At 68.6% G+C, this 26,277-nt stretch carries 31 protein-coding genes; 22 read left to right on the plus strand and 9 right to left on the minus strand.

The window, feature by feature from the left end:
- Entirely contained in the window at positions 1–669 is a 669-nt protein-coding gene (locus ACFQGD_RS16785; RefSeq protein ID WP_345396722.1) for a Dph6-related ATP pyrophosphatase, read from the minus strand.
- Positions 670–825: 156 nt separating this feature from the next.
- Between ACFQGD_RS16785 and ACFQGD_RS16790 the strand changes: the two genes are divergently transcribed.
- Positions 826–1,812, plus strand: coding sequence for an NAD(P)-dependent oxidoreductase (locus ACFQGD_RS16790; RefSeq protein WP_345396725.1), 987 nt, complete (start codon positions 826–828; stop codon positions 1,810–1,812).
- Complete coding sequence (locus tag ACFQGD_RS16795) at positions 1,809–2,960, plus strand: DUF1015 family protein (RefSeq protein WP_345396728.1); 1,152 nt, start codon at positions 1,809–1,811, stop codon at positions 2,958–2,960. Before ACFQGD_RS16790 ends, ACFQGD_RS16795 begins: the two co-directional genes overlap by 4 nt.
- A 44-nt stretch (positions 2,961–3,004) precedes the next feature.
- On the opposite strand, the gene ACFQGD_RS16800 is transcribed toward ACFQGD_RS16795, so the two are convergent.
- Positions 3,005–3,775, minus strand: a complete 771-nt coding sequence (locus ACFQGD_RS16800; protein WP_345396731.1) for a DUF5995 family protein — start codon at positions 3,773–3,775, stop codon at positions 3,005–3,007.
- Positions 3,776–3,962: 187 nt separating this feature from the next.
- On the opposite strand from ACFQGD_RS16800, the gene ACFQGD_RS16805 reads away from it, so the two are divergent.
- From ACFQGD_RS16805 to ACFQGD_RS16870, 14 genes are all read left to right on the plus strand, one after another.
- A complete protein-coding gene (locus tag ACFQGD_RS16805; protein WP_345396734.1) occupies positions 3,963–4,754 on the plus strand; it encodes a 2-oxo acid dehydrogenase subunit E2 in 792 nt (263 codons plus the stop codon).
- Between the two features lie 83 nt (positions 4,755–4,837).
- Positions 4,838–5,098: a hypothetical protein gene (locus tag ACFQGD_RS16810; RefSeq protein WP_345396737.1), complete on the plus strand. Its 261-nt coding sequence runs from the start codon at positions 4,838–4,840 to the stop codon at positions 5,096–5,098.
- Positions 5,095–5,238 carry a hypothetical protein gene (locus ACFQGD_RS16815; protein WP_345396740.1) on the plus strand — a complete coding sequence of 48 codons (144 nt, stop codon included), beginning with the start codon at positions 5,095–5,097 and terminating at the stop codon, positions 5,236–5,238. The genes ACFQGD_RS16810 and ACFQGD_RS16815 overlap by 4 nt, the downstream gene beginning before the upstream one ends.
- Positions 5,239–5,363: 125 nt before the next feature.
- On the plus strand, positions 5,364–6,434 hold the full coding sequence (locus tag ACFQGD_RS16820) for an NAD-dependent epimerase/dehydratase family protein (protein ID WP_345396743.1): 1,071 nt from the start codon (positions 5,364–5,366) through the stop codon (positions 6,432–6,434).
- 14 nt (positions 6,435–6,448) lie between these two features.
- The gene (locus ACFQGD_RS16825) at positions 6,449–6,865 is read left to right on the plus strand and encodes a phage holin family protein (protein WP_345396746.1); all 417 of its coding nucleotides are present in this window, start codon (positions 6,449–6,451) and stop codon (positions 6,863–6,865) included.
- Positions 6,862–7,176 (plus strand): DUF3618 domain-containing protein, encoded by a 315-nt coding sequence (locus tag ACFQGD_RS16830; RefSeq protein WP_345396748.1) that lies wholly within the window; start codon positions 6,862–6,864, stop codon positions 7,174–7,176. Before ACFQGD_RS16825 ends, ACFQGD_RS16830 begins: the two co-directional genes overlap by 4 nt.
- An 11-nt stretch (positions 7,177–7,187) precedes the next feature.
- Positions 7,188–9,491: a hydrogen gas-evolving membrane-bound hydrogenase subunit E gene (gene mbhE, locus ACFQGD_RS16835; RefSeq protein WP_345396750.1), complete on the plus strand. Its 2,304-nt coding sequence runs from the start codon at positions 7,188–7,190 to the stop codon at positions 9,489–9,491.
- A complete protein-coding gene (locus ACFQGD_RS16840) occupies positions 9,469–10,008 on the plus strand; it encodes an MnhB domain-containing protein (protein WP_345396753.1) in 540 nt (179 codons plus the stop codon). The genes mbhE and ACFQGD_RS16840 overlap by 23 nt, the downstream gene beginning before the upstream one ends.
- A complete protein-coding gene (locus ACFQGD_RS16845; protein WP_345396756.1) occupies positions 10,008–10,412 on the plus strand; it encodes an NADH-quinone oxidoreductase subunit K in 405 nt (134 codons plus the stop codon). Before ACFQGD_RS16840 ends, ACFQGD_RS16845 begins: the two co-directional genes overlap by 1 nt.
- Positions 10,409–11,923, plus strand: coding sequence for a Na+/H+ antiporter subunit D (locus ACFQGD_RS16850; RefSeq protein WP_345396759.1), 1,515 nt, complete (start codon positions 10,409–10,411; stop codon positions 11,921–11,923). The genes ACFQGD_RS16845 and ACFQGD_RS16850 overlap by 4 nt, the downstream gene beginning before the upstream one ends.
- Entirely contained in the window at positions 11,920–12,459 is a 540-nt protein-coding gene (locus ACFQGD_RS16855; protein WP_345396762.1) for a Na+/H+ antiporter subunit E, read from the plus strand. Before ACFQGD_RS16850 ends, ACFQGD_RS16855 begins: the two co-directional genes overlap by 4 nt.
- Positions 12,456–12,722: an MrpF/PhaF family protein gene (locus tag ACFQGD_RS16860; protein ID WP_345396764.1), complete on the plus strand. Its 267-nt coding sequence runs from the start codon at positions 12,456–12,458 to the stop codon at positions 12,720–12,722. The genes ACFQGD_RS16855 and ACFQGD_RS16860 overlap by 4 nt, the downstream gene beginning before the upstream one ends.
- Positions 12,719–13,036 carry a monovalent cation/H(+) antiporter subunit G gene (mnhG, locus tag ACFQGD_RS16865; protein ID WP_345396767.1) on the plus strand — a complete coding sequence of 106 codons (318 nt, stop codon included), beginning with the start codon at positions 12,719–12,721 and terminating at the stop codon, positions 13,034–13,036. Before ACFQGD_RS16860 ends, mnhG begins: the two co-directional genes overlap by 4 nt.
- Before the next feature lie 175 nt (positions 13,037–13,211).
- Positions 13,212–13,433: a hypothetical protein gene (locus ACFQGD_RS16870; RefSeq protein WP_345396770.1), complete on the plus strand. Its 222-nt coding sequence runs from the start codon at positions 13,212–13,214 to the stop codon at positions 13,431–13,433.
- 12 nt (positions 13,434–13,445) lie between these two features.
- Here the strand turns inward: ACFQGD_RS16870 and ACFQGD_RS16875 are convergent, their stop codons facing one another.
- Positions 13,446–14,759, minus strand: coding sequence for a cytochrome P450 (locus ACFQGD_RS16875; RefSeq protein ID WP_345396773.1), 1,314 nt, complete (start codon positions 14,757–14,759; stop codon positions 13,446–13,448).
- An 85-nt stretch (positions 14,760–14,844) separates the two neighbouring features.
- Positions 14,845–16,113, minus strand: coding sequence for an ATP-grasp domain-containing protein (locus tag ACFQGD_RS16880; RefSeq protein WP_345396776.1), 1,269 nt, complete (start codon positions 16,111–16,113; stop codon positions 14,845–14,847).
- A gap of 196 nt (positions 16,114–16,309) precedes the next feature.
- Between ACFQGD_RS16880 and ACFQGD_RS16885 the strand changes: the two genes are divergently transcribed.
- Both ACFQGD_RS16885 and ACFQGD_RS16890 read left to right on the plus strand, forming a co-directional pair.
- Entirely contained in the window at positions 16,310–16,660 is a 351-nt protein-coding gene (locus ACFQGD_RS16885; protein ID WP_345396779.1) for a histone-like nucleoid-structuring protein Lsr2, read from the plus strand.
- 76 nt (positions 16,661–16,736) lie between these two features.
- Positions 16,737–17,090 carry a hypothetical protein gene (locus ACFQGD_RS16890; RefSeq protein ID WP_345396782.1) on the plus strand — a complete coding sequence of 118 codons (354 nt, stop codon included), beginning with the start codon at positions 16,737–16,739 and terminating at the stop codon, positions 17,088–17,090.
- On the opposite strand, the gene ACFQGD_RS16895 is transcribed toward ACFQGD_RS16890, so the two are convergent.
- Both ACFQGD_RS16895 and ACFQGD_RS16900 read right to left on the minus strand, forming a co-directional pair.
- On the minus strand, positions 17,062–17,457 hold the full coding sequence (locus tag ACFQGD_RS16895; protein ID WP_345396785.1) for a hypothetical protein: 396 nt from the start codon (positions 17,455–17,457) through the stop codon (positions 17,062–17,064). The genes ACFQGD_RS16890 and ACFQGD_RS16895 overlap by 29 nt on opposite strands.
- Positions 17,458–17,704: 247 nt before the next feature.
- Positions 17,705–19,840 carry a catalase gene (locus ACFQGD_RS16900; RefSeq protein ID WP_345396788.1) on the minus strand — a complete coding sequence of 712 codons (2,136 nt, stop codon included), beginning with the start codon at positions 19,838–19,840 and terminating at the stop codon, positions 17,705–17,707.
- A 120-nt stretch (positions 19,841–19,960) separates the two neighbouring features.
- On the opposite strand from ACFQGD_RS16900, the gene ACFQGD_RS16905 reads away from it, so the two are divergent.
- Both ACFQGD_RS16905 and ACFQGD_RS16910 read left to right on the plus strand, forming a co-directional pair.
- Positions 19,961–20,404 carry an SRPBCC family protein gene (locus ACFQGD_RS16905; protein WP_345396791.1) on the plus strand — a complete coding sequence of 148 codons (444 nt, stop codon included), beginning with the start codon at positions 19,961–19,963 and terminating at the stop codon, positions 20,402–20,404.
- Between the two features lie 77 nt (positions 20,405–20,481).
- The gene (locus ACFQGD_RS16910; protein ID WP_345396794.1) at positions 20,482–21,906 is read left to right on the plus strand and encodes an HNH endonuclease signature motif containing protein; all 1,425 of its coding nucleotides are present in this window, start codon (positions 20,482–20,484) and stop codon (positions 21,904–21,906) included.
- 137 nt (positions 21,907–22,043) lie between these two features.
- On the opposite strand, the gene ACFQGD_RS16915 is transcribed toward ACFQGD_RS16910, so the two are convergent.
- Complete coding sequence (locus tag ACFQGD_RS16915) at positions 22,044–22,190, minus strand: hypothetical protein (protein ID WP_345396797.1); 147 nt, start codon at positions 22,188–22,190, stop codon at positions 22,044–22,046.
- A gap of 20 nt (positions 22,191–22,210) precedes the next feature.
- Between ACFQGD_RS16915 and ACFQGD_RS16920 the strand changes: the two genes are divergently transcribed.
- Positions 22,211–22,597 carry a GNAT family N-acetyltransferase gene (locus tag ACFQGD_RS16920; protein ID WP_345396800.1) on the plus strand — a complete coding sequence of 129 codons (387 nt, stop codon included), beginning with the start codon at positions 22,211–22,213 and terminating at the stop codon, positions 22,595–22,597.
- Between the two features lie 107 nt (positions 22,598–22,704).
- Here the strand turns inward: ACFQGD_RS16920 and ACFQGD_RS16925 are convergent, their stop codons facing one another.
- Entirely contained in the window at positions 22,705–24,330 is a 1,626-nt protein-coding gene (locus ACFQGD_RS16925) for a phytoene desaturase family protein (RefSeq protein WP_345396803.1), read from the minus strand.
- Positions 24,331–24,374: 44 nt separating this feature from the next.
- Positions 24,375–25,526: a hypothetical protein gene (locus ACFQGD_RS16930; protein ID WP_345396806.1), complete on the minus strand. Its 1,152-nt coding sequence runs from the start codon at positions 25,524–25,526 to the stop codon at positions 24,375–24,377.
- 227 nt (positions 25,527–25,753) lie between these two features.
- On the opposite strand from ACFQGD_RS16930, the gene ACFQGD_RS16935 reads away from it, so the two are divergent.
- Positions 25,754–26,221: a PadR family transcriptional regulator gene (locus tag ACFQGD_RS16935; RefSeq protein WP_345396809.1), complete on the plus strand. Its 468-nt coding sequence runs from the start codon at positions 25,754–25,756 to the stop codon at positions 26,219–26,221.
- The last annotated feature ends 56 nt before the right edge of the window (positions 26,222–26,277 follow it).

Here is a 26,277-nt window from a genome sequence, read left to right on the forward strand (position 1 = left end):
TCAGTCTGGGTGCGCCAGCTCCTGGTAGCGGAACCGGTTCGTTCTCGTCACCTGCTCGCCGGTGCGGAAGCTGACCTCGTGGGCGAACAGGGGACTGTCGAAGACGAACGTGTGGTACTCGCCGTTCTCGCCAGCGGCGTCGACGCCCGCCGGGAGGTCCGCCAGGAACCGTTCGGTGACGTACCGGCCGCAGTAGGAGCCGTCGAGCTGCTCGGTGTCGACGCAGATGACGATGGCCCGGTGTCCCTCGCGCAGGAAGTCCGCCATGAGTCGCGCGGTATCGCGGCCCCACAACGGAAAGACCGCCTCGATCCCGAGCGCGTCGAGCTGCGCCTCGCGGTAGGCGCGCACATCCGTCAGGTGCAGGTCGCCGAATGCCACGCGCGTGACGCCGTCCGCGCGCAGTGCCCGCATCGCCGTGGCGACAGTTGCCTCGTACTCGGCGTTGCTGGCCCGCGCGGGTAGCCGGATCTCGCGGCATCCGACCCCGAGCGCCGACGACTGCTCGCGCAACAACTCGGCGGGGACGTCATGCATTACGGCACGCCCGGTGCTGTCGACGACGTTGACCAGCAACTCGACGACGTCGACCCCGCGCGCCTGGAGCGCGGCCAATGCGAGCAGGCTGTCCTTGCCGCCGCTCCACGACAACGCTACCGGGTCGGTCACGAGAACTGCATACTACGCGCCATCCTGCGCTAGGCACATTGCGAGCCGCCCGACGAAAGGGCGTCCCATCGCACCCTTGACGTCTGTACGGCATCCGCGCGACCATATCGTAATACGCAACGGTTGTTTATAACGCAACCACGTCGAGGGGTGCCTATGCGGATCTTGATAGCCGACACCTTCCCCGACCACGCCGTCGCCGCGCTGCGCCGGGACGGTCACGAGGTCAGCTACCAGCCAGACACGACGGCCGACGCGCTACCGGACACCGTGCGCGGGCAGGACGCGCTTGTCGTCCGCAGCACCAAGGTCACGGCGGAGGCCATCGCTCAGTCCGATCTGAGCGTGGTCATCAGAGCGGGCTCGGGTACGAACACCATCGACTGCGACGCGGCAATCGAGCACGGCGTTGCCGTGTGCAACGTCCCTGGCCGCAATGCTGTCGCCGTCGCGGAGCTGACGTTCGCGCTGCTGCTGGCGCTGGACCGCAACATTCCCGACGCCGTCACCGACCTGCGCGCCGGTCGCTGGGACAAGAAGCGCTACGCCACCGCACGCGGCATCCTGGGTCGTCGCATCGGCGTCGTCGGGCTCGGGCAGATTGGGCTCGCGTTCGCGGAACGCGCCACGGCGTTCGGCGCGCATGTCTACGCCGTCGCGAAATCGAATCGTCCGCGGCACCAGACCGACCGCGCCCGCGCCGCCGGGGTCAACTTCGTGGACAGCATCGAGACGCTCGCGGAGACGTGCGACGTCCTGTCGTTCCACGTCCCCGCCACATCCGATACCCGCCATCTCGTCGGACGCGACCTGCTCGCGCGGGTACAGCCGGGCAGCTTCGTGCTCAATACCTCGCGTAGCGACGTCATCGATGAGGACGCGCTGATCGAGGCCATGGACACGAAGGGCATCCGGGCGGGCCTCGATGTCTTCGACGACGAACCGGGGCAGTCCACCGGCACGATCGACTCCGCGCTGGCGCGGCACCCGAACGTCTACGGCACCCACCACATCGGCGCGTCCACCGAGCAGGCGCAGCACGCCATCGCCGACGAGGTCGTGCACATGATCCAGGAGTTCGAGCGAGGACGGCTGCCGCACCGCGTCACGCCTGAACCGCTCGCGTACGCGGGGCCGTCATGACGTCGCCATCCCGGAACGTCGATGTCCTCACCGCGCCGGAGTCATGCCCGGCCGTGCCGCGCACGTCCCGGGTGCTGATCGCGAACCCGCGCCAGGCCACGCGACTGTCCAAACTGGACGCGAAGCTGACCGGCGGGTCGCCGGACGACGCTCGCAGGGGCGCGGCGCGGCTGCGGCAGCTCGCCAGGCAGGAGCTGTTCACGCAGCCGCCCGACGGCGCGCTGATCGTGTACCGGCTGGCGGCGGACGGCCACGAGCAGACCGGAGTGCTCGCCGACGTCGGCATCGAAGACTACCGCGCCGGTCGGGTCCGCCGTCACGAGGCGACCCAGCCGGAGCGGGTGCGCAGGCTGGAGGAACTGCTGGCGACGACCCGCTGCGAACTCGTCCCGATTATGCTGACCCACCAGCCACGGCCCCAGCTCGGCGCGCTGGTCGCGAGCATCACCCAGCGGACACCGGACGTCGAACTGCTCGGAGACGACGTCGCGCAGTCGGTCTGGATCGAGCCGCCCGGTGCGCTCGCCGACGACATCCGCACCGAGATCAGCGACATCGACACCCTCTACATCGCGGACGGGCATCACCGCATGGCCGCCGCCGAACGGCACGCCACCCGACACCCCGAGTCCTGCGACACCGTGCTCGGCGCACTGTTCCCCGCCGACCAGCTCCGGCTGCTCGGCTACCACCGAGGCCTGCCGCGCCCCGGCGGTGTGTCGACGTCGGATCTCGTGGATGTCCTGGCGTCGCAGCCGGCGACCGAGTCGATCGAGGAGTGCGCTTCGGGTGCGGCCGAGCCGGGGAGCGTTGCGGTGTGGCTCGACGGCCGGTGGTATCGGTTGCGGCTGCGCGCGGCGCGGTCGGCCGATCCGTGCGCGTCGCTGGACGTCTCCGTGCTGGAAGACGGCGTGCTCGGCCCGCTCATTGAGGCGACCGGAACGCGCGTCCTGCCATTGCCGGGTACGCGGGACGCCGACGCCGTCGCGCGGTGGTCCGCCGAGCACGACGCGGTGGGGTTCATGCTGCACCCGCCCGGCGTCGCGGACGTCATGGCGGTCGCGGACGCCGGGGCCGTGATGCCGCCGAAGTCGACGTGGTTCGACCCCAAGGCCCGCGCCGGGCCGTTCCTGCGCGACCTGGGGTAACGCCGAGGCGTCGGGAGCCGACAACGCGCCGGCGGCCAGCGCGTCTACGGCGACAGCTCCGGCTCCGGTGCCACCGCGAGCGCGTCGATGTTGCGGGCGACGTCGTTGCTCTCGGCGAGCCGGATCACCAGCAGTCCCGCGCTGAGCAGGCCGGGGCGCAGCACGGCGTGCGCGACCAGCGACACGCGGCGGTCCTGGTCGTCGATCGCGTCCGCCCACGCGGCCTCCGGCAACGCGGCAAGCCGTGTCGCGAACCGCCACGCGCCGTTGCGGGCGTGCGTGATGCTGAACTTGATGATCTCGTCGTCGCGCCTGCCACCGATCGTGTCGAGCAGCCCGAGTAGCGGCGACACCGTGCCGATATTCTCCTGCACCTGCGCGATCATCGACGCGAGGATGTCGTTGATCCGCCCATAGTCGCCGCGCAGATCCGCCAACCGCGGACCCGGCGAGCAGCGCGCCGCCGCGATGCCGAGGTCCAGGTTGATGTGCGCGTTGATCCCGGCGAGCAGGTGTTGCAGCAGCAGCGGTCGCCATCGCGTGCAGGCGTCGAACGCGATCCGCCAGCTCCGCGTCAGCTCTCCGCCGCGCGTGTGGGCGTGCTCGGCGTCGAGGTACCGATTGGCGAAGAGGATGTCGAGCCGCGCCATGCGTTCGGCGTCGTCGAAGACCCCGGCGTCGATGGCGTCCTTGACGTTGGCGGTGACCTTCCGATACAGCACCGCGAAGTAGCCGCGGCGGTCGCTGTCGCGGCGGGCGCGCTCGATGATGTCGTCGAGCGCAGCCAGCGCCTCATCGATGGATTGCGCGGGCATGGCTACGCCCTTCGTGGCCCTTCGTGGCCCTTCGTGAGTGTTCGGACGCCTCCAGGTTCGCCGCGCGGCGGTGACGTGTTACGGAGGCTTGGCATCAGCACGATGAACGGCGCAACCGGTGCGGGGAGACGATCACGCTCCCGCGCGAAAACCCGACGCAGCGCCGCTCACGTCGTACAGTCGTCACATGTCCGAGCGTGCTCGTGGCTGGCGGAAGCTGGCACAGGCCACCTGGGGTCCCCCGAAGGATCCCCAGTTCTACGGCGAGATGGAGCTGGACGCGGGCCCGCTGCTGACGCACCTGGCGGAAGCCCGAGCGCGGACCGACGTGCCGGTCACGGTGACGCACGTGGTCGCCAAGTCGGTTGCCTACGCGCTGACCGAGGTGCCCGCGTTCCGCCTGCGCCGCGCCTGGGGTCGTGGTTACGAACGCGAGAGCACGGACGTCTTCGTCATCGCGACGGCCGACGAGGCGGGCGGCGAGCTGACCGGCGTCAAGATCGAGCACGCCGACGCCAAGTCGGTCACCGACATCGCCTCCGAGCTCGCCGCGCGCGTCAGGGCGATCCGCAACGACGAGGACGAGACGTTCGGCCGCAGCAAGGCGGCGCTGTCCGCGTTGCCGCCCCGGCTGCTGCGGCTGGCGTTGCGAGGTGCGGCGTGGCTGACGTCCGACCTCAACCTCGACCTGCGCGCGCTCGGCATGCCGCGCCAGGCGTTCGGCAGCGCCATGATCACGTCGGTCGGTATGTGGGGTGTCACCAAGGGGCTCTCGCCGCTCGCGCCGTACTACCGCGTGCCCGTCCTCGTGCTGGTCGGCGCGGTGACCGATCGGCCGGTCGCGGTCGACGGCGAGGTCGTCGTCCGCCCCATGCTCACCCTCACCGCGACGTTCGACCACCGCTACGTCGACGGCCTGCACGCCGCCACGTTCGCCGACGCCGTGCGCCGCTACCTGTCCGACCCGGCCGGGCACTAACAGCACTGGACGACTGCTTTGGACCCCGGGTTCGGGTGCTTCCGGCCCTGCGCGGCGCCCACCCACGGGCGAATCCTCACCTCATGGAGTACCTGAACGCGCTCGACGCCGCGTTCCTTGAGATCGAGGACGCCGACCCGCGCGTGTCGCTGTCGATCGGGTCGGTGACCGTGATCGACGGTCCCGTACCCGACCGCACCGAGCTGCTGGACGTCCTCGGCGCGCGGCTCCCACAGCACAGCATCATCACGCTGACCACCAACGTCGCGGGCCCGGAGAAGCCGTTGCGCGTGCTCGGCAGGCGGATCGTGTATGACCGTCGAACCAGCGACCGCTGCCGATGACGTTGTTGAACTGTCGGACGAGTGGCGCGAACCGCTACGGCCACGCGCTGCAACGGATCGCGGACCCGGATGCTGTCGCCGACGAGGACTTCCCGCGGGCACTGCGCTCACTGATCATCGGCACCGGGGCCACGATGTAGCGCTTACCCTCGACGTCCCACTCTCGTGGTCGATTGATCACGCGTCTCACCGGGTACCCAACCAGTGACGACGACCGACCACCGACGGTGGCGCGCCGGTGGGACGTGCCGAAGGGAGTGGAACCGTGGCGGACGGACTCAGAGTGGCGGTGACTGGCGCGACGGGCAATATCGGCACCAGCGTGGTCCAGGCGCTCTCACGTGACTCCCGAGTCGCGTCGATCACCGGCATCGTGCGCAGGTACACGTCGTGGCACGTACCGAAGTTGGACATCGCCACGATCGACATCGCCGACCCGAACTCGGCACCGCACCTTGACCGCGTGTTCCGCGACCGCGACGTGGTGATTCACCTGGCGTGGCTGTTCCAGCCGACGCGCGACCCCGTCGCCACCTGGGAGACCAACGTCCTCGGCGGCATGCGAGTGTTCGACTCGGCCGCGAACATGGGCGTGCCCTCCCTGGTGTGCAGCTCGTCGGTCGGCGCGTACTCACCGGGGCGAGACGAGGAACAGGTCACCGAGAGCTGGCCGACGCATGGCTGGCCCGGCGCGGCCTACACCCGCGAGAAGGCGTACCTAGAACGCGCCCTGGACGGCTTTGAACGCGACAACCCCGACACCCGGGTGGTGCGGATGCGTCCGGCGTTCGTCTTCAAGGACACCGCGGCAGCGGAGCAGCGCAGGCTGTTCGCCGGGCCGCTGCTGCCGGGCAAGCTGGTGCGCTCGCAGCTCCTCCCGATGGTGCCGGACATCGCGGGTCTGCGGATGCAGACCGTGCACGCCTCCGACGTCGCCGACGCCTTCCGGATCGCGACCGTCGGCGACGCGCACGGTGCCTACAACATCGCCGCCGACCCGGTGATCGACGCCGACACCATCGCGGATCTGCTCGGGGCGCGCTCGGTACGGCTGCCCGCCGGTCCGTTGCGGGCGCTACTTTCCGCCGCGTGGCACACGCACGTCGTCCCCGCGTCGCCAGGCCTGTTCGACGCCGTGCTGCGGCTACCGCTCATGGACACGACGCGGGCACGCGTCGACCTTGGCTGGGCGCCCCGCTACACCGCGATCGAGGCGCTGGAGGACTTCTTGCACGGACTTCGCGAGGGCGGGGGCATGAGCACGCCCCCGTTGCAACCAGCCGGACCAGTCGATCGGCTCCGAGAGTTCTCCGACTCCGCACGCGATCGAGCGTAGGAAGGGAGAGTGACATGACGACCGCAGAGGTAACGGACACCCGCGAGAACGGCCGCTCCACCACACAACTGGTGCGCGACGTCTCGCAGCAGACGTCGCATCTGATGCGCAGCGAGGCGAAGCTGGCCGTCCAGGAGGTGACCGCGAAGGCCAAACGCGGTGCCTTCGGCGGTGGTCTGCTCGTCGCGGCGGCGGTGAGCGCCTTCTACGGTGGCGCCGCGCTGATCGCCGCGCTGGTGTGGGTAATCGCGCTCGGCCTGCCGTTCTGGGCCGCCGCGTTGATCATGGGCGGTGGCCTCATCGTGCTCGGGGCGCTGCTGGGACTCGGCGGCGCACTGCTGGTCCGTAAGGCGGCGCCACCGACACCCGAGGACACCATCACCAGCGTCAAGACCGACGTCGAGACGGTGAAGGAAGGTGCGCGGCGATGACCGAGGCACAGCAGGGGACACACCACGCCCCGGAGCGGGAGTCCGAAAGGAAGACCGAGGAGAAGACCATGCCGGGCAGCACGCCGACCGTGGAAGATCTGCGGCATGACGTCGAGCTGACTCGCGAGGAACTGGCCGACACGGTCTCGGAGCTGGCGTCGAAGCTGGACGTCAAGACACGCGCCACCGAGGCGATGCAGCAGCAGTACATCACGGCGGCGCGGCATCGCGGTGCGATCGGCGCGTCCGCGCTGGGCTCGCTCGGCCTGGTCGCGGCGCTGATCGCCGTTAAGCGAATGCGGAACCGCTGACCGTGGCCGCGGTGGGGGCGGCGCCACCTGCCGCGGCCTTCGTGTGGCTTGCGGTCGCACATCTGTGGCTGGGCGGGGCGAAACCGGCGACGGCGACCCTGCCGTGGGCGAGCCCGCTCGGCATCGAGCTGAGCTTCCGCGTGGACGCGCTGTCGCTGATCATGGCGTTGCTGGTCACCGGCGTCGGTGCTGTCGTGCTCGCCTACCAGGGGTGGTACGGACACGATGAGCCCGGCACGGCCCGCGACACGGCGGTGCTCGTCGCGTTCGCCGGAGCGATGCTCGGGCTCGTCCTCGCCGACGACATCATCGGGCTGTACCTGTTCTGGGAACTGACGACGCTGTGCTCGTTCGTGCTGATCGGCGGACCCGGCCGTTCCAGCGACAGGCGTCGTCACGCCGTCCAGGGGCTGCTGATGACCACGCTCGGCGGTTTCGCCATGCTGCTCGGGCTGATCATGCTCGGGGAGGCGGCGGGAACCTGGCGGTTGTCGGGCATCGTGGCCGCCGCGCCGACCGGTGCCGCCGTTGACGTCGCACTCGTGCTCGTGCTGATCGGAGTGCTGGGGAAATCGGCCCAGCTGCCACTGCACTCGTGGCTGCCCGCCGCGATGGTGGCGCCGACACCCGTGAGCGCCTATCTGCACGCGGCGGCGATGGTCAAGGCCGGCGTGTACCTGGTGGCGAGGCTCGCGCCAGGGTTCGCGTCGAACCCGGTGTTCGTCACGGTCGTCACCGTGGCCGGACTGGCGTCGCTCCTGGTTGGCGGCTACCGGGCGCTGCGGACCGACGATCTCAAGGCGTTGCTCGCCTACGGCACGATCAGCCAGCTCGGGCTGCTGTTGGTGCTACTGGGCTGGGGTACGAGGACCGCGGCGCTCGCCGGGATGGCGCTGCTCATCGGGCACGCGCTGTTCAAGTCAGCGCTGTTTCTGACGGTAGGCGCCATCGAGAAGGTGTCCGGCTCCCGGTCGGTGCGGGAGCTGTCGGGCGTCGGCAGGCGCTGGCCATCGCTGGCGGTCGGCGGCGCGCTCGCGGCGGCGTCCATGGCGGGATTGCCGCCGCTGCTTGGTTTCGTCGCGAAGGAGGCTATGTTCAAGGCGTTCCTCAAGGGCGGCTTGGACGTCGTCGTGCTCGTGGCGATCGCGCTCGGCACCGTGCTCACCGTGGCGTATTCGGCGCGGTTCGTTTGGGGCGCGTTCGCCACCAAGCCAGATGTCGAGGGGACCGACCTTCCCGGTACGCGGCCCTGGCAGCCCGTGGTCGCGGTCGCGTTACCCGCCGTGCTAGGTGGCGTGCTCGGTTTCGCCGGCACGTCGCTGACCGCCGTTGTTGACCCGTACGCGAGCGCGTTACCCGACAGCTATGGCTACACCCTCAAGCTGTGGCATGGCTTGACTCCGTCGCTCGGGCTCGCCGCGCTCGTCCTGGTGACCGGGTACCTGCTGTACCGGGTGACGCCGACGCTGCGAAGGCTGCCTCAGCCGCTGGACGCGCAGCGCGGCTACGCGCGCACCGTGCACGGTTTCGACGCGCTCGCGCGGATCGTCACCGGACACACCCAGGTCGGGTCGTTGCCCGTCTATCTGGGCGTCACCTTGCTGACGGTGTTCGCGGTGCCCGCCGCCGTGGTGTTGACCGGTACCGGAGTCCCAGGCGGCATGCGGGCGTGGGATCGGTGGGTGCAGCTGCCGCTCGCGGTGATCATCGTGCTCGGCTGTGTCGGGGTGCTCGTCGCGCGACGCAGGCTCACCGCCGTGCTGTGCGTTGGAGGCGCGGGCTACGCGATCGGTGCGCTGTTCGTCGTACACGGCGCTATCGATGTCGCGCTCGCCCAGTTTCTGGTCGAGACGCTGACCCTGGTGGTGTTCGTGTTGGTGTTGCGGCAGTTCCCCGCCGCGTTCAGCGGCGATCGCGGCGCGGGGAAGATGCGGGCGCGGGACGACCCGCGCCACCCAGCGCCGTTCCGGTGGCTCAAGGCGACGATCGCCGTGGTCGGTGGCGGTGTCGTCGCGGCAGGGGCGGTGCTGCTGTCCGGCCAGCGCGGCACGGCGGCCGAGGCCAGCGCGTACTACCTGCGGCATGGCAAAGATGACACCGGTGCGTCCAATGTGGTCACCGCGATCCTCGTGGACTACCGCGCGATGGACACGATCGGCGAGATCAGCGTGCTGGCCGCCGCTGTCACCGGCGCGGCGGGCCTGATCCTGGCCGCCACGAGGGCCGTGCGGCACTTCGCGCCACCGCGGCGGGGCACAGACGAACTCGCGGATCGTGTGGATGGTGAGGCGGATGGTGCCGAAAGACGATCCTGACGTCCCGAGCCGCGTCGAGGACAGGGACACGCCTCGCCAGCCGTGGCTGCTCACGGCAGAGGACCAGCCACCGCTGCGGCGATCCGTCGTCCTCGAAGTCACCGCTCGCGCGGTCTTTCCGACGGTGCTGCTGCTATCGGTGTACCTGCTGTTCGCGGGACACCACCATCTCGGCGGCGGCTTCGCCGGTGGTCTCGTCGCCGGGCTGGCGTTCGTGCTGCGCTATGCCGTCGCGGGTAGCGCCGAGCTATTCGCCGCGGTCCGCGTCCGGCCGCTTGCCCTCACCGGCGCTGGGCTCGCCCTGACGACTGTGAGCGCGCTGTCGCCGGTCGCCTTCGGCGAGCCCGTTCTGGCTTCCGGGAAGGTCACGTCGCACACGCCGTGGGGTAGTGAGATCGCGCTGAACAGCAACCTGGCACTCGACATCGGGGTCTACGTGCTCATCCTCGGTGCCGTGCTCGACCTCCTGCGCACGCTCGGCGCCGGAGTGCGCAGTAGGGAAGGGGAGGAGGAGTAGTGCCGATCAACATCACGTTGGTGGTCGTGCTCGCCGTCATCTACGCCGCTGGCTTCTATCTGCTGATGCAGCGCTCACTCATGCGGGTGCTGCTGGGTATCGTGCTCGTCGGCCACGGCGCCAACCTGTTCCTGCAGGCGGCGGGCGGCCCTGCCGGGGAACCGGCCAAGGTGGGCAAAGCGCTCGGCGCGGCGTCGGACCCGCTCCCGCAGGCGATGGCACTGACGGCGATCGTGATCACCTTCGCCGTCACGGTGCTGCTGCTGGCGCTGGCCTACCGGTCGTCCGTGCTACTCAAGGACGATGAGGTGCAGGACGACGTCGAGGACCGACGGCTCAGGCGGGCGCCGGAGACCGAGGACGAACCCGCCTCGGTCATCTCCCTGCGGGAGGGCGAGCCGTGACCGGCCTGCTCGTGGCGCTACCCGCGCTGCTGCCATTACTAGCGGCGGGGCTCTCGTTGCTGGTGAGCCGTATCCGGCACGCGCAACGGGTGGTCAGCGGCGTCGCGTTGAGCGCGGTGTTGGTGGACGCCGCCATCCTGCTTTGGATAGTCGACTCCCACGGCGCGGTGGTGCTGCGGCTCGGCGGTTACCCGCCGCCTGCCGGGATCACGCTGGTGGCCGATCGGCTGTCGGCGCTCATGCTGCTGGTCTCCGCCGTGGTGACGGTCGTCGTGATGCTGTACGCGCTCGGCCAGCGCGTCACCGACCACGGCCGGACGGCGACGACTTCGTTCCACCCGGTCTACCTTGTGCTCACCGCTGGCGTGATGCTGGCGTACCTGACCGGTGACCTCTTCACGCTGTTCGTGGCGTTCGAGCTGATGCTCACCGCGTCGTACGTGCTCATCACCCGGGGCGTGACGGCGGATCGGGTGCGCGCCGCGATGACGTACGTGATCACCGGGCTGACGTCGACGTTGCTGCTCATTACCCTGATCGCGCTGGTCTACGCGGCGACGGGCACAGTTAACCTCGCCGACCTCGGCGCGAAGCTGTCCGACGTCGACCCCGCACTGCGCGGCGCCCTGAGCCTGTTGTTCGTGACCGTGATCGGCATCAAGGCCGCCGTGGTGCCGCTGCATTTCTGGCTGCCGGACAGCTATCCGACCGCGCCCGCGCCGATCACGGCGGTGTTCGCCGGGCTGCTGACCAAGGTGGGTGTGTACGCGCTGATCCGCGTGCAGACGGCGGTGTTCGCACACCAGGACGCCTGGCACGTGCTGCTTGTCGCGGCGCTGATCACCATGCTGCTCGGCGCACTCGGCGCGGTCGCGCAGGACGACGTCAACCGGATGTTGTCGTTCCTGCTGGTCAGCCACATCGGGTTCATGCTGTTCGGGCTCGGGCTCTTCAGCGAGGCGGGACTGACCGGGGCGATCCTCTACGCGCTGCACCACATCACGGTGCAGGCCGGACTGTTCCTGGTGCTCGGCCTCGTCGCCCGGCACACCGGTGCGACGTCGCTGCGACGGATGCCCGGTGGGGTGGCGCGGCAGCGGCCGCTGCTCGCCGTCCTGTTCGCGACTGGCGCGGCGAACCTCGCCGGGCTGCCGCCGCTGTCCGGGTTTCTCGCCAAGGTCACGCTGCTGCGCGGCGGCGCGGTCAGCGACACCGAACTGGGCGTGGTGCTCGCCGGGGCCGCCGTCGTCACCAGTTTCGTGACGCTCTACGCGCTCGCTCGGGTGTGGGTGATCGCGTTCTGGGGCACTGGCCGCGAGGGTAGCGCCGACGCCGATCGCTCCAGCGGCGAGCTTGCGCCGGTGATGACTACGGCCTGCGCGGTGCTCATCGGCGTGGGAGTGGCGATGGCCGCGTTCGCCGGGCCGCTGTCCGCGGTGGCCGATCGCGCCGCGACCCACGTACTCGACGTGACGTCGTACCGGTCGGCCGTGTTGGGAGGCGAACCATGATGAACGGCTGGTGGGTGCCCCGCAGGCTACCGACGCTGGTGTGGCTGGTCGCGGTGTGGCTGCTGCTGTGGTGGGAGTTGACGCCGCTCGCGGTGGCCTCCGGTGTGGCCGTCGCCGCCGCGATCGTGGTGCTGTTCCCGCTGCCCGACGTGTCCGAACGGCTCGTGGTGCGGCCGATCCCACTGCTGCGGCTCGCCGGATTCGTGCTCTCCGACGTCGCGCTCTCGGGCGTTCGGGTCGGGTGGGACGCGCTGCGATACGGCGGCACGGTGCGGACGGCGATCGTCGCGGTGGAGATGCTCACCGATGACGACGTGCCCACGGCCGTCGCGGCGAGCCTGCTGACGCTGTCCCCAGGCACCTTCGTCGTTGCGATCGACCGGACACGAGGTCAGTACTACGTGCACGCGCTCGGCACGGCGGGTGCCTCCGACGTGGCGCAGGTGCGCGCGACCGCTCGTCGACTACAGCGGCTGGTCCTGCGGACGTTCGGAGCGCGAGACGACGTCGAGACGGAACGTGGGGTGAGTCGATGACGGTGGTGTTCACGGTGACGTTCGGCCTGCTCGCCGTCGCCGCGCTGCTCGCGACAGGACGGCTGCTGCGAGGTCCATCAACGCTCGATCGGATCGTCGCGCTGGAGATGATCGTGGTGCTGTTCGTGGCGGGCGTTGTGACCAACATGGCCATGACCGGCCGATCCGGCGAACTGGCACTGCCTATGACAGTCGCGTTGGTTGGCTTCATCGGCTCGCTCACGGCGGTGCGGACGATCGCGGAACGGCGGCGGCACCGATGACCGACGTGATCTCAGCGGTGTTGCTGATTAGTGGCGGGCTGATCGGCGTGGCGGGTGCCATCGGCTTGGTGCGGTTTCCCGACGTCATGAGCCGGGTGCAGGCGGCAACGAAACCGCAGACGTTCGGGTTGTTGCTGATCCTGGCCGGGGCGGCACTACGGTTGGACGTCATGGCCGCGGCCGGGCTTGGGCTGGTGGCGCTGTTCCAGACGATCACGGCACCGGTTCTGGCACAGTTGCTCGGCCGGACGGCATATCGCACCGGTCACGTGGCGGGTTTGGCTCGCGACGATCTGGCGGAGCCGGAGGAGTAACGTCGCCGCTCGCCCGCCCGGCCTGTCGCCCACTATGCGCCCGCTGTGACAAGCGAGGTCGGACATTCGGGACATCCTGTTGACACACCGGGCGCATAGTGGCTCACGACGACGCCGCGCCGATCTCGACGTCGTCCCGCTGTATAGATTCGCGGCGATCGGGTACTCATCGGAGGTGACACACTTCGACGAGACAGCGCGTGAGCCCGAGCTCGACGACGAAGCGCCGGTCGGCGACGCGCTGGACCAGCGGGAGGGAACTATGGCCGAACCACCTCGACCCGACACGGTGCCGGATCGCGAGGTCAGCGACGTCGACGCCGCTGACAAGGCGATCCCGGTGAGCTTCGACGAGGACGACGCCACGCTTGACGGCGAGGAGTGGGACGACCGCTAATACGCCCCGCCCCTACGACACGGCGAAACGAAGCGCGAACGGGTTCAACGTCGAAGGTAGCGGGTGCCGCGGATCGAGGCGGTGCCCGCCGACCTGCGTGAAGTCTCGTGCGACGAGTAGGTGCGCCAGTAGTGTGCTCGACACGAACAACACCAGGTTCTCGCCGGGGCACTGCGCGGGACCGTCACTGAACGGGACGAGGGCGGGATTCGCTCGCGCGGTGCCGTCCAGCCAGATGTCCGGTGCGAACCGGTCGGCATAGGAGAGCGTGCGCTCGTCCCGGTGGAAGAACGGCGTGTAGATCAGCAGCGTCGTGCCCGAGGGCAACGTCGTCCCGTCCCACTCGGTCGTGCTCGTGGTCTCCCGCAACAGCAACGGTGTTGTGGGCCAAAGTCGGGCCGAGTCGAGCACGCTCGCGCGCAGGAACGGCAGCTGTCGCGGAGACTCCAAGTCGTGCGACTCGTCACGGGCGGTCCTCGCCAGGTCCGGGCGGCTAGCGAGGAGGGCGAGCGTCCGGTAGGCCACGATGCCCGCCGCGTCGAACGCGAACAGCCAGTGCGGCACCTGACCGCGCGGGTTGGCGTCGGGACCGGCAGGGGTGTCGGCCAACAGTCCCGCGATGCTGCCCGCCTCGGGGTGATCGACGTACTCGCCAAGACGTCCGGCGAATCGCTGCCGTGTCCGGCGTGCCGTCGGCGCGAACTGCGCCCAGTTGGCTCTCCTGCGCAGCGACTCCAGCTGTGTGATCAACAACTGGTCGTCGGCCGCCCGCTCGCCGAGCACCACCCTGCGCACGATGCGCCACCACCGCTCGCTGAAGTCTTGCCAGGTCAGCTGTCCCGCCGAGGTGGCGGTGCCGATGAGCCGCAGGGCCTCATCGGAGACTAGGGTCGTGATGTTGCCCGCGAGCCGGTGCAGCGGCTGGTGGGTGTCCAGTACCGCTTCGTTCACATGTCGCCGCTGTGGGCGCGCTTCTCCCTGCGAGATCAACACACCATGGGGCTGGAAGTGCGCCAGTGCGGCGCGCTTCTCGGTGCTTGCGGGGCTGAACGGCTCAGGTGCGTTGGCGAGGATCCCGCCGACGTCGTCAGGGGAGAGGACCAGCGCCATCGACCGACCTGGTACTCGCAGTCGCAGCAGGCGGGCGCCGTAACGGGCGCGGAGCAGTTGCATCCGACGGATGGCTCTCCGGTCCAGGCGCAGCGTGTCGGCGAACCCCATCGCCGGCTCGCGTCGTTGGATGAGTCCGGTCGCGACACTCGGCAACACGACGGCACCGACACGAAATGTATCGACTACCCGGGCGCGCTGGGATACCGTACTCATTGCGCTTCTCCGTCCGTCACACGGTTTCGGAACGTGACCGTTATCGGTTGTGTCATATCGAGCGCTAAGGTGTGCCGGGCGTGTCTTATTCGTCGAATTCGAACGGCAGGCCCGCGACACATTGCTCATATTTTTCGTGTAGTTCCTGTTCACTGTGCGCACCGATGAAGATGTCCGCGAGCTCATAGCTGTAGCTGTCCTGCGGCGCCGTCTCGGATAACTGGACGCCCTCGTCGATGAGGATCGTGATCCAGGTGTCCGGCGCGTGCTCCCGCACTCGTTCGATGTCCTCGTTCGATGGCACCTGACGCACGTACGCGTCGTCGAAGCGGCGCAAGAACCACTTCGCCGCGTGTTCATACGGCCCCTTGTCCCGGGGCAGGTTCGGGTCGAGACCGAGCGCCAGCCGAACCATGCACTGGTGGTTCGGCGTGCCGTCGACCAGCTCGAACAGGCGTGCGTGCGATTGCGAATGGCGCGGGTTCACCTCGAGCAGCGCCAGTTCTTCTCGGACCGGGTCTGCGAAGAACTCGATGTTGAACGCCACCGACTCCAGCCCGACCTGGCGGATGACCTTGCGTGAAGCTTCCTTGGCGCGCTCGACCATGTCTTCCGACAGCGTGGAGGGGTACTCGTAGCGCAGGAAGCTGGAGCTGCCCGCGTACGGTACGGAGTCGACGATGCCGTAGATGTGGATGTCGGTGCCGTCGTTGTATCCCTCAACAGTGAGCTGCGCGCCGGTGATCTCCGCCTCGGCCAGGCATGCGTTGCCGCCTGCCTCCTCGATTTCCTTCGGCAGATCGAGCTGGTTAAGCACATACTCGAACGGGTCACCCATGCGGTGGATACCGTCGCGGATCTCGGCGAGCGCGTTGGCGAACTCGGTTTCGTCGCGCACCTTGAACGCCAGCGCGGAGGAGAACGACTTCACCGGCTTGATCCAGAACGGGTAGTCGAGTCCGTCGGGCGGCATGGTGTCGTGGAACGGATCTACCAGCCCGAAGGCAGGGTAGTCGTCGATCACCTTGGACTGTTCCAGCCTGCTCCAGTACTTGTGCTCGCACTTGACGACGGCGTCCAGGTCGGCGCTGCGTAGGCCGAACCGGTCGCACAGGATCGGCACCATGGAGCTCACCGGGAAGTCCCAGTACCCCACGATAGCGTCGATGGAGCCCTCGAACGCCTCCAGCTGCTCGGTCGCCTTGTCCAGGAGCGCGGATATGTCGATCTCGGCCGCCTGCAGTTCCTCGATGCGTAGCAACGGGTGAAATCGCAGGTCAATCGTGTCGATGTCGCGCAGCGTCGCGAGGTTCTGTTCGTCGAGACCAAGCACGAAGACGTTCTTCGCGGCCATACCTGTCCTCCGGACTCGTCTGTGGGATGGTCGCGAACGGAGTACCCCGACTCGGGTTGTCGCACACCGCGCCGGGGATTCGGCGGCCGGCGCACGATCACCCCCGGCGTGTCTCGTGGGTGGAATGCGATTGACGCAATGAATGCGGCTATTATGCTCACTGAGATGGTTGTTTAATTTCTTCGAAGGGATTGGTATGGCAGAGAAGGTGTCTGTCGAGCTCATTGACGATATCGACGGTTCCGAAGCGGATGAGTCGGTGGTGTTCTCGTTGGATGGTGTGGACTACGAGATCGACCTCTCCGCTAAGAACGCCGCCGAGCTTCGTGACTCACTCGGGCAATTCATCGAGCATGCCCGTCGGACTGGCGGGCGCAAACAACCGGGAAAGGCGGCTCGGCAGGCGCCCAAGCAGGCGGCGAAGGAAACGGGTGACCGCGAGGAGAACCGCGCAATTCGCGAATGGGCTCGGGAACAGGGGTATGACGTGTCCGACCGAGGACGCATCCCCGCCGAGATCATCGACGCGTACCACCAGGCGTCGTAGGTGTCGGAACGGTGGTATCGGGTTACCTGGATTGCCGTCGCCGTGTGTGGGTACACGCGAGGGCAGGAGGTGAAAGATGGTGCGACAGAACCACTGGCTACGGAAGACCAGCACGGCACGTCGTGCCGGACATCATCACCGAGACGAGCGGTCGGGAGACGGCGTCGTATTTCTGGGTGATTCCGCCGAGCTGCTCGCCGTGTACGACTGGGCGTGCGGCCGAGGCTTCGTTCCCGTCGACCTCCCGCATCCCGATCTGATGTGCGCGGTCGTCGACGAGGACATCCTCGATGGCCTATGCACCTCGGCAGAGGCGGATATCGTGCAACGGGTGCGCGACAGCGGCCTGCCATGCGTGCCGCCTTCGCAAGCTAGTGCCTGGCTCGGCGCGAGGCGGTGCGTCAGCTACGGCGACGCCGTCGGTCGCTGACCGCGTTGCGGTACGACAGCCAGAAACACAACGCGGCAACGCCGAACACCGTGCCCAGCGCGGCCAGGCTGATCGCGACGATGGTCCACGCCTTGAGCGTTACCCCGACGGCGGTCAGTACCACCAACGCGAGCCCACACACGACGAACAGCGCACCCCACCACCGCCGTAATGACATGGCGGCTGAGAAGCGTCCGGTGATCCGGTGGTTGTCTGGTTGCGTCGTACGTGTCCGTGACAGCTCGGGTGACGGGGACTCGGGCGGCGGCATCCGCCAGTTTTCGAATGCCTCGGCGAGTGCCGGGTCATCCTCGGTGATTTGGCGGGCAAGGGCGTTGAGTTGCCGACGATCGCGCTGATTGAGCATCGTGCTTCCTCCCGGAAAACCGCAGGCAGCAGACATAGCGAGACGTCCAGATGCCTCCCGTTGAGCCTGATGTGCGATTCCCGCAGTCGGCTCGTTTCGTGTGGACGTTCCGTATTGAGCTCGGAGTACCACCGCGCCCGCCCCGGGCAAACCCGTGTGACGGAAGCGTATGGCCATGAATCGGTATGGTCGCGCACGCGTCAGCGTTCGGTTCACCGGTGACGGGTGAACCGAACGCCGCGCGGGCTCACGCGGGGACTTCGGCGGTGTTGCGCCGCCAGACACGGTGACCGGCGAGTTCGCTCGCGAAGGTGTCGACGAACTCCGTGGGCACCTCGCCATTGACGCCCGCGGTCACCACACCCTCGTCTTCGGCCACCCGGTCGCCATCGGCGGCCACTGCCAGTCCTGAGGCCCACGCGCGCTCCAGGAGCCTGCGTCCTTCGGCGAGTGCTCCGATGACCTTCGCATGCTTGTACGCCTCGGCCAGGAAGTGCACGGCGTAGCCGTCGGCGGCGAGCGCTCGCACCGAGTCGGCCCCGCCGGGCACGATGACGGCGTCGTAGAGCACCGAGGCGACCGTGTTGATCGCGCGGTCGGCGGTGACCTCGGTGTCGTCGGCGGACCGCACCGCGCCGTCCGAGAGGGCGAGCACCTCGGGGACGGCGTCGCGCTTGCTCAGCGCCTCGCGTAGCGCCTGCACCGTGGCGCCGTCGACGCCGTCGGCGGCCAGGATGGCGACCTTGCGGGTCGCGATGGTGCTCATCGTCGTGGTGAGCTGGCTGAGCGCGGGGGAGCTGCGACCGTGGTTCGGGTTCGCGGCGCCCTCCGGCGGCGTCACGCCGATCCCGTTCGCGACGAGCGCCGCGAGGTCGACGTCGACGTGCGCGAGCTGGTCGACGACGTCCTGGCGCACCTCGGTGTGATCGACCTTGCCCAGCTCGAAGCGGAACGCGCTCACGATGTGCTCCTGCTCCACTTCGGACATGCTGTTCCAGAACAACGCCGCCTGGCTGTAGTAGTCGCGGAAGCTCTCGGCGCGTTTCCTGATCTTGTCGCCCTCGACCTTCTCCTGGTAGTGCCGGAAGACGTCGCCGTGATCACCGCCCACGTAGGGGTAGCCACCAGCGATGCTGTTCTTGACGTAGCTGGTGCGGCCACGGTGGATGCGCTGCTGGCCGAAGCCGTCGCGCTGATTGGTGCTGACCTCGGCGACCGGGCGGTTGATCGGAAGCTGGCTGAAGTTCGGCCCGCCAAGCCGGATGAGCTGAGTGTCCAAATAGGAGAAGTTGCGCGCCTGAAGCAGCGGGTCGTTGGTGAAGTCGATCCCCGGCACGACGTTCGCCGTGTGGAACGCGATCTGCTCGGTCTCGGCGAAGAAGTTGTGCGGGTTCCGGTTCAACGTCAGCCTGCCGACCGGACGGACCGGCACGTGCTCCTCGGGGATGATCTTCGTGGGGTCGAGCAGGTCGAAGTCAAACGCGAACTCGTCGGACTCCGGCACCAACTGCACGCCCAGCTCCCACTCGGGATAGGCGCCCATCTCGATCGCCTCCCACAGGTCGCGGCGGTTGAAGTCCGGGTCCTTGCCCGCGGCCTTCTGCGCCTCGTCCCAGACCAGGGAGTGCGTGCCGAGCAACGGCGTCCAGTGGAACTTGACGAACGTGCCGACGCCGTCGGCGTTGACGAAACGGAAGGTGTGGACGCCGAAGCCCTGCATCATCCGGTAGCTGCGCGGCACGGCACGGTCGGACATCAGCCACATCACCATGTGCAGCGACTCCGGCTGCTGCGCGACGAAGTCCCAGAAGGTGTCGTGCGCGGACTGGGCCTGCGGTATCTCGTTATCCGGCTCCGGCTTCACCGCGTGCACGAAATCGGGGAACTTGATGCCGTCCTGGATGAAGAAGACGGGCATGTTGTTGCCGACGAGGTCGTAGTTTCCCTGCTCGGTGTAGAACTTCGTCGCGAAGCCGCGCACGTCGCGCACCGTGTCGGCCGACCCGCGGGACCCGGCGACGGTGGAGAACCGGGTGAACACCGGCGTCCGCTGGCTCGGATCGGTGAGGAACCGCGCCACGGTGTAGTCGGCGAGCCAGTCGTCGTAGGGCTGAAACTGGCCGTAGGCGCCCGCCCCTCGGGCGTGTACCACTCGCTCGGGGATGCGCTCGTGGTCGAAGTGGGTGATCTTCTCCCTGGCGTGGAAGTCCTCAAGCAACGTCGGACCGCGCTCACCGGCGGCGAGCGCGTCGTCGGTGTGGTCGACGGCGACCCCCTGCTGCGTCGTCAGCCGGGTGCCGGCTGGGTCGACCCTTGCGGTTTCGAGTTGCTCGTCCTTACTGTCGTACGGCGCGTGCGCGCGGGAGTTCGAAGTGTCGGCCATGGCTTTCTCCGCGTAAGGGATCACAGACGCCGCGTGGGTACCCACCGCAAGGCCCGTGGCAAACGGTGTCCCCGATGAGGTGCCGGTTGAGCGGGCGTAATTCCGGGTAGCCCAGAGCACATGGCTGTGCTCAACGTGCTCGTCAACCGGGGCGTCGACCAAGTGTGGGACGTGCTCAGCGACGGCTGGACCTACGCCGACTGGGTGGTCGGAACCCAGCACATTCTCGACGTGGACGCGCACTGGCCGGAGGAGGGCGCCCAGCTCAGCTACGAGGTCGGCATCGGCCGCTTCACCATCACGGACGTGACGACGGTCCGGCACGTCGAGCCCGGCCAACGGCTGGAACTGGAGGCGCACGCGGGGAAGGTGGGCAGCGCCCGAGTGTCGATCTCGCTGCTGCGGTGGGGCGAGGGCCGCACGGTCGTCGTCATCGACGAGCATCCGTTGACCGGCCCTGGGGCGTGGTGGCACACCGTGCTGACGGACGCCGCGCTGCGTCTCCGCAACCAGCGAATGGTGCGTGAGTTGGCCAGGGTGGTCCAAGAACGCGAGACACCGTGATGTCGGCGCTCACCTCCACTGTGGACGGCACAATCGAGTGATTGTGTATCGAACACCAGTTCTATAATTATGAGTTCATGACGGAGTTCGTGCAGGTCGGCAGCGCGGCGGGGATCTTGGTGCTTCCCGCCGCGCTGGCCGGTGAGCGGCAGATGTCGGAGCCGCAGGCGCGGGACTTCGTGTGCACGGCGCGCTCGGGAGCCGAGATCGCGCGGCTGACCGATGACGGCGAGTTGGTCGATACCCTCGCCGCCGCGCGACGGATGCGGGCGCGGGCGGATGCCATCGAGGCGCACGCGCTGTCGCGGTTGGCCACGCTGCGCCGTGAGCCGACTGGCGCCGTTGATCCGGAGACCGGCTTGCCGCAATGGCGGGAGTCGCGGTATCTGCCCGATGAGGTCGCGCTTGAGCTGCGGGTCACCCGCCGCCAGGCGGAGACTCGGGTGGAGCGGGCGAAGGCGTTGGTGCGCCGGTTCCCGCGGCTGCTGGCCGCGATGGAGGACGGCGAGCTGGAGGGCTACGGGGCAGGCCGGGTGTGCGGGGTCGCCGCTGGGCTGTCGGACGAGCAGGCCCACGAGGTCGACGCGGAGCTGGCGGCCAAGCGGGAGAACGGCACGCTCGATGTGATCGACCCTGTGGCGCTGCGGCGTACCGCGCGGCGTCTGGTGCTCAAGGCCGACCCGGAGGGCGCCACCGTGCGCGCGCGAGCGGCGCGTACCGGTCGCAAGGTTGAGCTGATCCCCGGTGAGGACGCCATGGCGACGTTGGCCATGGATCTGCCTGCCGAGGTCGCTTCCTCGGCGTATGCGCGCCTGGACCGAATGGCGCGCAGCGCGCGGCGCGGCGGCGATGAGCGCACGCTGGATCAGTTGCGTGCGGACATCGCTGGCAGCCTGTTGTTGGGTCAGGACCCCGGCGGGGCGCATCCGAACGCGAACGCCGTGGTGTACGTGCACGTGCCGGTGACGACCGCGTTGACCATGACAGACACCGGTGCCGAACTCGCCGGGTATGGCGAGATTCCGGGACCGATCGCGCGGGAGATCATGACGAATCCGCGCAGCGTGTGGCGGGCGGTGCTCACCGACCCCGGCACGGGTGCGGTCACCGATCTCGGCCGGAGCCGTCGTCGCCCGACGCAGCTGATCCGGGACCTGGTCAACGCCAGGGACCGGGAGTGCTCTGTGCCCGGCTGCCATCGGCCCGCACCCGCGTGCGACTTCGACCACCTCGACGCCTGGGCCGCGCGACGCGGGCCGACCAGCGCCGGGAACGGCGGTCCGAAATGCGATCACGACCACGACAAGAAAGACCATCCCGACTGGCGGGTGGAGTTCGATACGCAGACCGGCGTCGCCACCATCATCACCCCGGCTGGCCGGACCTACACCAAGGCCAGACGGTCCGTCGTCGATCCACCGCGTAAGGCGAGTGACGAGGGCACGCGCGAGCGCGCCCGAGAACGGATCATCCACCCGCCAGACGACGATCCGCCGTTCTGACACCCGCACCCGACGAGGCCAGCCTCGACCGTGCGGTAGACGGCGCCGTTCTACCGCTGGAGCACGTCGACGAGTTCGTCGGTGGCCTTGCGGGATTCGGGGATGTGCTTGAGCAGGAGCCAGCCGTGGACCATGCCTTAGTACTCGAAGTAGTCGATGTCGATGCCCTCGCGTGTCGCGAGGCGGTGCAGCTTGCGCGAATCGAGCGGGAGAGTGTCGCGTGTGCCGACGAAGACGCTGATGTGGCCCAAATCGTCGAAGGTGCCGTTGATCGGGCTGACCACGAACTCCGAACCATCTCACGGTGCCGCGTCAGTATCGCACCACGGTGGTGGGGGTGCAGGTCGCCGCCGCGCCGACCGCGAGACAGTGCCACCAGGCCCACAATGAAGGCCGCGTCGTCGGCTTCGCGATCCTCGTTGGCTTGTCCGATCCGCATCGCAGCGTGGAACTGCGTCCCATCGTCGTGTCGACCGCGCATCGGGGCCGAGGTCTTGGCAAGAAGGCGTTCCGCGAGGTGGTGGCGCGCGCGTTCGAGCACGGGGCACATCGCGTCTGGCTTGAGGTCAAGGAAACCAACCACGTGGTGCCAGACCTGTACGCGAATGAGGGGTTCAGCAGGGAAGGCGTGCTCAGGGAGATCGTGCGGGAACCGGACGGGAGCTGGTCGTCGTTCGTGCTGATGTCGTAACTGGAGACGGAGCGCCACCCGTCGACATCCTGATGCGCGGCGCGGGTGAGGAGGGTTGCCGCTGTGATCGGCTCGGTGATCGCCGCAGCGTGGGTGGGGCTCGCCGCTCAGTCGCCAATGACGTAGCGGATGCCGCGAGCTGCCGCGCGTTGCGTGTGGAACCGGTCGCCGTTGAGCGCCGCGCGTGCCGCGTTGGCGCCGCACGCGCCGTGGACGGCGCCGCCGGGATGGGCTGACGACGACGCCAAGTACAGCCCGGCGACCGGCGTCTCCGGCCTGCCGAGGCCTGGGGTGGGGCGGAATACGAGCTGCTGGTGGATCGCCGTCGTACCGCCGTTGATGGCGCCACCGACGAGGTTGGCATTGCTCGCCTCCAGCTCGCCTGGCGCGGTGATGCGTCGTGCCATGATCAGCTCGCGCCAGCCGGGAGCGTAGCGTTCGATCTGCGTTTCGATGCGGTCGGCGAACGCCTCCCGCTCGCGGTCGCTCCATGACCCGGTGAGGTCACCGCCCGCGTCGCCTCGGATCTCGCGCGGCACGTGCGTATACGCCCAGAGTGACTCGGTGCCCTCCGGTGAGCGGCTCGGGTCCGCGGTGGTCATCTGACCCACGAGCGTGAACGGGTCGGACGGTATCCGCCCGGTCGCGAGCTGGGCGGCGTAGTCGGTCATCTCGTCGAGGCTCGCCGCGACATGCACCGTCCCGGCGTCACCCACGCCGGGCGCCTGCCACGGCACCGGTTTCCGCAGCGCCCAGTCGACCTTGAATGTCGCGAAGTCCCACTCGAACCGGCACAGGTCGTCGCGCAGCCGTGCGGGCAGGTGCTCCCAGCCGACCAGTCCGCCGTAGAGCTGGGTGGCCGCCATCGCGGCGAGCACCGCGCGCCGTGCCGGGATCTCGTCCCCAGCGGCGGTGCGCACCGCGACCGCGCGTCCCCGTCGGACCACGACCTCCCGCACCGGCTGCCCGCGCAGCACCCGCCCGCCGCGTGACTCCAGCCGCTGGATGAGCGCCGTGGTGAGCTGTCCGGAACCACCTTCCGGCACCGGCCACCCGTGGTCGTGGGCGAGCATGGCCAGCAGCCAGCCGTACACCGAGCTGCCCGCGTTTTCGGGCATCAGGTCGGCGTGCAGCGCGCACCCGGCGAGCAACAGCGAGCCGGGGCCGGTGAACTCCTCGCGGGCAAGTCCGCGTACTGGCAGAACACCGAACCGCGCGAACCGCAACAGCCGTCGTGCGCCCAGCGTCGTCGCGAGCCGCAGCCCGTGACGCACCGGGGGGAACGGCACGAACAACGCGTCGAGCAGGATCGGACCCACCTCGGACCACATCTGGTGGATACGCCGCCACGCCGCGCCGTCGCCGTGCCCCAATGCTTCTACGTTCGCGGCGGTGCGGTCGACGTCGCGCGACAGCACGGCGGCGCGGCCGTCAGGGAGGGGGTGCGCTAGTACCTCGGGAGCGTGTGACCACCGCAGCCCGTAGTCTTCAAGGCCGAGCGAGCGAATCGCGCGCGAGGCGGCCGTCATCGGGTAGAACGCGGAGCAGTGGTCGTAGACGAAGCCTTCGGCGGGACCGTTGCCGCTGCGCACGCCGCCGCCGGGGTCGGGCTGCTCCTCGCAGACCACGACATCCCAGCCCGCGTCGGCGAGCACATTCGCGGCGACGAGGCCGTTCGGCCCCGCGCCGATGATCACCGCGTCCGGCGTTCCTGTCCCGTTGGCTGCTGTCATATGTCGGCCACCCTTTCGTGTCCGCAGATCGACCCCTGGGCTGCCTATGCCGCCTCGGAGCGGGGATTCTGGTCGTCGTTCTCGGTGCGCTCCTCCTCGGCCCATCGTTCCCGGCGCTGCCGTTCCCGCCTGCTGTACGCCGCGCGGTGCAGGTCGTCCTGGGTTTCGAGGGTGGAGCCGATCGCTCCGGCGAACGTGCCGAGCGAGCTCGACAGCCAGACGATGCTGAGATAGTCGGTGAAGCCGACAGGGTGGCCGAGCTGGCTCTGGAAGTAGTCGCCGGAGATGATGATGAGGGCGGCGAACAGCAACGCGGCGAACAGCACGACGTACATGCAGGTGACCCCCAGAAACAAGGTCAGCACGCTCGCGGTGTTGAACAGCACCGTGTCGCCCCGGTCGATGGAACGGCGTGGGCGGTGCCACAGTCGGTGCTGAGTGATGAGCCAGACGACCATCGCGGTTACGGCAGCGGCGCTGATCAGACTCAGCCGGGTGGCGCTGAGGGCGTCGGCGAGCGTCCAGATGGTGGAGAAGAAGATGCCGAACGCCGCGGCGGCCAGGGCGGCGGCCAGTGCCTTGGACAGACCGGGCACGAGGCGCCACGGCCGGTTGTCGCGAACCATCCCGAACAGCAGCCGTAACCATCCGCGCGCCCCGGACAGCACCAGATACAAGTCGGCGTCCTGATCGTCGAGCGGGAGCTGCCTGACCGGGGAGACGACCTCAGTGGGGCGGCGGCGGATGCGGTGCCTGCCGGTGCTGCCGTCCGGCATGCCGCTGGTGAGGATCCCGAGCAGGTGGACGATCGTGTCGCGCACGGGTCGCTGTAACCGGAACCAGCCGATGGCAGGGAGCGAGACCAGCCCCGCTCGTTGTTTGAGATTGACCTTGGCCAGCATCGGACGTTTCCGCTTCATGCGGGGCAGGTCCGTCAGGAACAGCACGAAGTCCCAGCCTTCGGCCTGCAGCCATTTCCTGGACTCGGCCGCGATCGGGATGGTGCCGGAATCATCCAACTCCAGCTCCTCGCGTCTGACGTCGAGTCGCCAGCGGACCGGAGCGTCGACGCGATCCGTGAGGACGTCCGGTAGGCGGTCAGCCAGCGACTCCATGAGCTCGGCGGGCGAGCCAGGATCACAGACGACGCCGACCACCGCCTCGTCGGGCTTGGCCTCGTAGTCGGTGCGACCCACCAGACCTCCTTCTCGTCAGGAAAACGGATGTAGACACCGGCATCGGCCGGTGAGTACCCGGTGTGTGCCGACCTAGTCCGAGCCCGGACGTCACGACCCACGCGAATGGGGCACGAAGCGAGTTTTGGTGTTTAACCGCGCCAGCGGTGGGTACCAGATGTGTCATGCGTCACTCGGGCGCATACCGGTACCGGACGACCGCGTGAGGTGATCGAGGCGATGGCCCTATGACCGCCGGGGAAAACAAACACCGCTGTGCCGACTTCTGCCGTCCTCGCGGACTACTGGAGGCGTGCCTGCTGTTGCTCATGCGAGAGGCGCCCGCGCACGGTTACGAGCTGCGCGCCAGGCTCGCGCGGTTCGGCTTCGAGGGCCAAGACCCCGGCGCGGTTTATCGGGCGCTGCACCGGCTTAGCGGCGAGGGGCTGGCGCACGCGAACTGGCAGGAGTCCGACCGCACCGGTCATGGACGTCAGGTCTACGCGATCACGCGCGAGGGCGAGGACGTTCTCGGGCAGACCCGCGACGCGGTGGCAGATCTCGTCCGCACCCTCTGCCTGTTCCTGGCCGAGCACGATGGTGGCAAAGCTGCTGCGGACGCGGCGGACCTCGAAGGTACCTACGTTTCCGAGGACGGTGCCACCGAGCGAACCGTGGGTGTCAGAGCACTTATGACGGCGGAGCGAGCTTCCTAGCATCGCTGGTGCTGGTCAGCGGTGCCAGGCAATGCGGCATGGCCGCCCACCGAGGC

It is taken from the genome of Haloechinothrix salitolerans (genome assembly GCF_042662605.1).
In the GTDB taxonomy this organism is placed as follows: domain Bacteria; phylum Actinomycetota; class Actinomycetes; order Mycobacteriales; family Pseudonocardiaceae; genus Haloechinothrix_A; species Haloechinothrix_A salitolerans.

Coding starts and splice junctions, on each gene's coding strand:
- ACFQGD_RS16895 (WP_345396785.1), bottom strand. CDS start 17,457: ATGCTCAATCAGCGCGATCGTCGGCAACTCAACGCCCTTGCCCGCCAA.
- ACFQGD_RS16830 (WP_345396748.1), top strand. CDS start 6,862: ATGACCGAGGCACAGCAGGGGACACACCACGCCCCGGAGCGGGAGTCC.
- ACFQGD_RS16885 (WP_345396779.1), top strand. CDS start 16,310: ATGGCAGAGAAGGTGTCTGTCGAGCTCATTGACGATATCGACGGTTCC.
- ACFQGD_RS16810 (WP_345396737.1), top strand. CDS start 4,838: ATGGAGTACCTGAACGCGCTCGACGCCGCGTTCCTTGAGATCGAGGAC.
- ACFQGD_RS16805 (WP_345396734.1), top strand. CDS start 3,963: ATGTCCGAGCGTGCTCGTGGCTGGCGGAAGCTGGCACAGGCCACCTGG.
- ACFQGD_RS16825 (WP_345396746.1), top strand. CDS start 6,449: ATGACGACCGCAGAGGTAACGGACACCCGCGAGAACGGCCGCTCCACC.
- ACFQGD_RS16855 (WP_345396762.1), top strand. CDS start 11,920: ATGATGAACGGCTGGTGGGTGCCCCGCAGGCTACCGACGCTGGTGTGG.
- ACFQGD_RS16900 (WP_345396788.1), bottom strand. CDS start 19,840: ATGGCCGACACTTCGAACTCCCGCGCGCACGCGCCGTACGACAGTAAG.
- ACFQGD_RS16795 (WP_345396728.1), top strand. CDS start 1,809: ATGACGTCGCCATCCCGGAACGTCGATGTCCTCACCGCGCCGGAGTCA.
- ACFQGD_RS16910 (WP_345396794.1), top strand. CDS start 20,482: ATGACGGAGTTCGTGCAGGTCGGCAGCGCGGCGGGGATCTTGGTGCTT.
- ACFQGD_RS16860 (WP_345396764.1), top strand. CDS start 12,456: ATGACGGTGGTGTTCACGGTGACGTTCGGCCTGCTCGCCGTCGCCGCG.
- ACFQGD_RS16875 (WP_345396773.1), bottom strand. CDS start 14,759: ATGAGTACGGTATCCCAGCGCGCCCGGGTAGTCGATACATTTCGTGTC.
- ACFQGD_RS16790 (WP_345396725.1), top strand. CDS start 826: ATGCGGATCTTGATAGCCGACACCTTCCCCGACCACGCCGTCGCCGCG.
- mnhG (WP_345396767.1), top strand. CDS start 12,719: ATGACCGACGTGATCTCAGCGGTGTTGCTGATTAGTGGCGGGCTGATC.
- ACFQGD_RS16935 (WP_345396809.1), top strand. CDS start 25,754: ATGACCGCCGGGGAAAACAAACACCGCTGTGCCGACTTCTGCCGTCCT.
- ACFQGD_RS16815 (WP_345396740.1), top strand. CDS start 5,095: ATGACGTTGTTGAACTGTCGGACGAGTGGCGCGAACCGCTACGGCCAC.
- ACFQGD_RS16925 (WP_345396803.1), bottom strand. CDS start 24,330: ATGACAGCAGCCAACGGGACAGGAACGCCGGACGCGGTGATCATCGGC.
- ACFQGD_RS16890 (WP_345396782.1), top strand. CDS start 16,737: ATGGTGCGACAGAACCACTGGCTACGGAAGACCAGCACGGCACGTCGT.
- ACFQGD_RS16800 (WP_345396731.1), bottom strand. CDS start 3,775: ATGCCCGCGCAATCCATCGATGAGGCGCTGGCTGCGCTCGACGACATC.
- ACFQGD_RS16840 (WP_345396753.1), top strand. CDS start 9,469: ATGGTGCCGAAAGACGATCCTGACGTCCCGAGCCGCGTCGAGGACAGG.
- ACFQGD_RS16880 (WP_345396776.1), bottom strand. CDS start 16,113: ATGGCCGCGAAGAACGTCTTCGTGCTTGGTCTCGACGAACAGAACCTC.
- ACFQGD_RS16905 (WP_345396791.1), top strand. CDS start 19,961: ATGGCTGTGCTCAACGTGCTCGTCAACCGGGGCGTCGACCAAGTGTGG.